Raw genomic sequence first — 3,076 nt, 5'->3', positions numbered from 1 at the left:
AGTTGACAGCACGCTGATCGGCTTTCTGGAGCAGTTGTATGCCAAGCTGAACTGCTCCAAGATCATCGTATCCAGCGGCTACCGATGCCCCAAACATGACAGGGCTGTGGGCGGATCCGGTGCAGGGCGGCACACCATGGGTATGGCGGCGGATATCTGCTGCTATGGGCAGGACGGCAAGCCGATTGCATCCAAGTATGTGGCGTGTGCAGCGGAGGATCTGGGCATCAACGGGATCGGGCTGAACTGTGGGGGAAACCACGGCTACACCCACATCGACAGCCGGTCTGCCGCCGCCAAGTGGTGGGGGGATGAATCCGTCAAGGGCTATCCCAGTATTAAACGGATCAACGGCGCAACCTCGTTCTACGCCTATTGTGACGTGCCCAGGCAGGACTGCCCCTACACAGCGCCGGATGCTACCATCCGCTACGGCAGCCGGGGTGACGGTGTCCGGTGGATCCAGTACATGCTGGATGCGGCAGGCTATGATTGCGGCAAAATTGACGGCATTGCAGGCGTGAAAACCATCGCTGCCATCCGGGCTTACCAGCAGGCGCACGGACTGGCTGTGGACGGGCTGGCAGGCAAGAAAACAGTGGCGGCGTTGGTCGGCGAATAAACGGGAACCGCCCCGGGGGTCAATCCTCCGAGGCGGTTTTTTGCATATCGGCGTCAATCAGGGCATTGATGTAGCCATTCAGGCTCATTCCTTTGGATTCTGCGTGGGCTTTGATTTTCTCGCGTTCCCCTTTTTTCACGATGATCTTCACCTGGTCATATGCCTTTGCATTATATTTTTCATTTGCTCGTTTCCTTGATTCGGATATAGGCACTGCGATCACCTCCTTTAATAATTCTATCACATATTTATACACTTGTACACGTACATAGTACACAAAATGAAGATGTAAATTTTGTGCGTTATTTCTATTGAAATGTACTGGTACATGTGTTATAATTAGAACATGGAAAGGAGGTAAGGACAATGGCGAAGCACAAGCGCAAACCAATGCGCCGCCCAAAAAAGAATCGCACCGATCGATCAGAAGTCTTGCAAACGTTGCTGATCATCAATGCGATTCTGGTGACAGTCAAGACGATCCTTGAGATCATCGAAAAACTGTCCTAATCTAAGAGGGAGGATATCCTCCTCCCTCCTATTATAACCGATGCACATTGCCATTGTCAAGCGCTATGATGGACTGGATCATTATCATTCTGGACAGCATCAGCCTGGTTCTGCTGGTCGCTGCAATCATCACAAACCGCCGGAAATAACGATAGGAGGAATCAACTATGAAAAAAACAAACGGGCTGAGAGATGCGCTGGGTAAAACCTTTGCAGACCGCCGGAACTGGAACCGCCGAATCGAGGTGGCCGGTGAGCGCTATATTTATTGTTCGGCCAAGAACGAAATCCGCCGGATAGACCAACGGGAGGGTTACGAGGTGGCCCTCCTGGTAGGCTGCTTCGTGCTCGGCAAATTCGTCTGGTGCTGCTGATAGGGGGGGATACCCGCTATCCCACCGCTGGGCTACGACTTCGGGGACGGCGCCGATCTCGTGCTTGATCCAATCGCCGCTGAGACCGTGAGGTACATTTTTGACATGTACCTCATTGTCCAAAGTCTATCCGATGTAGCACGGCTATGTGGCACGCACGGATTCACCGGGCGGCGCGGCAAGCCGTTCACGGCCTACTCTGTCAGCAAGATCCTGCGCAACCCGGTGTACTGTGGTTATGGGGTGTTTAACGGGCGTTTAAGGCCCGTTAAAACGCCCGTTATAATCCCGCCGGAGGACTTCGACGAGGTGCAGCAGCTGCTCTGCGCTAGGAATGCTTTGGCCGGCCGGAAGTACCGAAAAACTACAATTCGTATAAATGAAATAGGCGAATAACCCGGGCTGAGAATACAGTTCCCCGGTGGTTATTCGCCTATTTTTTTACTATTTTTTGCGTTTTGCGTGTCGTTTTTTTGCGTTTTGCATTTCCGGCGACAGTGACTGGGATTTCTAAAAGATGGAGAGTATGACGTTCAAATTTCAACTCACACGCCCGTGTAGGGCGTGACATGTTTCAATGGGATACAAAGGAAACAGAAATTCCATTTCAACTCACACGCCCGTGTAGGGCGTGACCGTGTATGCCGCCGTTCTTGTGTTCCTCTGGAATATTTCAACTCACACGCCCGTGTAGGGCGTGACTCGCACGGGTTTGCACCTGTGCGGCACCGGGCAAATTTCAACTCACACGCCCGTGTAGGGCGTGACTGACAACTTGCCCCATTTCAGATTTTTTTGCATTTATTTCAACTCACACGCCCGTGTAGGGCGTGACGGGAACATATCAAATTATCTTAATTTATATAACTGTATTTCAACTCACACGCCCGTGTAGGGCGTGACCTTCTCGGGCGGGGTGTTCCCCGCCCAACCCCGTGAATTTCAACTCACACGCCCGTGTAGGGCGTGACCCGGGAATTGAACAGAGTGCCGATTTCATCAATATTTCAACTCACACGCCCGTGTAGGGCGTGACTCGGGAATTTTCGGCGGATGTGGTAGCCCTGTTAATTTCAACTCACACGCCCGTGTAGGGCGTGACTGGTTGGTTTTGTCACCAAGTACCATTATCTGGCATTTCAACTCACACGCCCGTGTAGGGTGTGACGCCATGTCAGCCCTGCGGGATGACATGATCGACGATTTCAACTCACACGCCCGTGTAGGGCGTGACTTGCCTGCTTGGAAATCTGCGCTGTCACAGCGACAGATTTCAACTCACACGCCCGTGTAGGGCGTGACTCGTGTGGACGATGGTGCGGGTTTTGGGATCGTAAATTTCAACTCACACGCCCGTGTAGGGCGTGACAGGCGCCAGCGCCCGGTTATCTTCCCCGATCAGGTCGATTTCAACTCACACGCCCGTGTAGGGCGTGACGTAGTGAATGCTTTTTCCTCAGAGGCTTTTCTGCATTTCAACTCACACGCCCGTGTAGGGCGTGACGGGTGTATCTTTTAGCGTTCACCCGTAAACATTCATTTCAACTCACACGCCCGTGTAGGGCGTGAC

General features: G+C 52.6%; 5 protein-coding genes and 1 CRISPR repeat array. Of the genes, 4 read left to right on the top strand and 1 reads right to left on the bottom strand.

What is annotated here, in order from left to right:
• On the top strand, positions 1-622 hold a 622-nt coding region (locus RUM_RS08610), incomplete at its 5' end, for a peptidoglycan-binding protein (protein WP_172618255.1).
• 19 nt (positions 623-641) lie between these two features.
• On the opposite strand, the gene RUM_RS08605 is transcribed toward RUM_RS08610, so the two are convergent.
• Positions 642-836: a hypothetical protein gene (locus RUM_RS08605; RefSeq protein ID WP_041326372.1), complete on the bottom strand. Its 195-nt coding sequence runs from the start codon at positions 834-836 to the stop codon at positions 642-644.
• A gap of 152 nt (positions 837-988) precedes the next feature.
• On the opposite strand from RUM_RS08605, the gene RUM_RS12690 reads away from it, so the two are divergent.
• The 3 genes from RUM_RS12690 to RUM_RS13275 all read left to right on the top strand — a co-directional run bounded on the left by RUM_RS12690 (position 989) and on the right by RUM_RS13275 (position 1,902).
• On the top strand, positions 989-1,132 hold the full coding sequence (locus tag RUM_RS12690; RefSeq protein WP_015558739.1) for a hypothetical protein: 144 nt from the start codon (positions 989-991) through the stop codon (positions 1,130-1,132).
• A gap of 167 nt (positions 1,133-1,299) precedes the next feature.
• Complete coding sequence (locus RUM_RS08600; protein ID WP_015558737.1) at positions 1,300-1,506, top strand: hypothetical protein; 207 nt, start codon at positions 1,300-1,302, stop codon at positions 1,504-1,506.
• Positions 1,507-1,566: 60 nt separating this feature from the next.
• On the top strand, positions 1,567-1,902 hold the full coding sequence (locus tag RUM_RS13275; RefSeq protein WP_041326371.1) for a recombinase family protein: 336 nt from the start codon (positions 1,567-1,569) through the stop codon (positions 1,900-1,902).
• A 141-nt stretch (positions 1,903-2,043) separates the two neighbouring features.
• Positions 2,044-3,076: direct repeats of the CRISPR family, unit length 32 nt; unit sequence ATTTCAACTCACACGCCCGTGTAGGGCGTGAC.

The organism is Ruminococcus champanellensis 18P13 = JCM 17042 (genome assembly GCF_000210095.1).
GTDB lineage: Bacteria > Bacillota > Clostridia > Oscillospirales > Ruminococcaceae > Ruminococcus_F > Ruminococcus_F champanellensis.
The sequence above is the reverse complement of the archived record's forward strand: the minus strand, read 5'-3'. Positions and strand labels throughout refer to the sequence as shown.

Coding starts and splice junctions, on each gene's coding strand:
- RUM_RS12690 (WP_015558739.1), top strand. CDS start 989: ATGGCGAAGCACAAGCGCAAACCAATGCGCCGCCCAAAAAAGAATCGC.
- RUM_RS08600 (WP_015558737.1), top strand. CDS start 1,300: ATGAAAAAAACAAACGGGCTGAGAGATGCGCTGGGTAAAACCTTTGCA.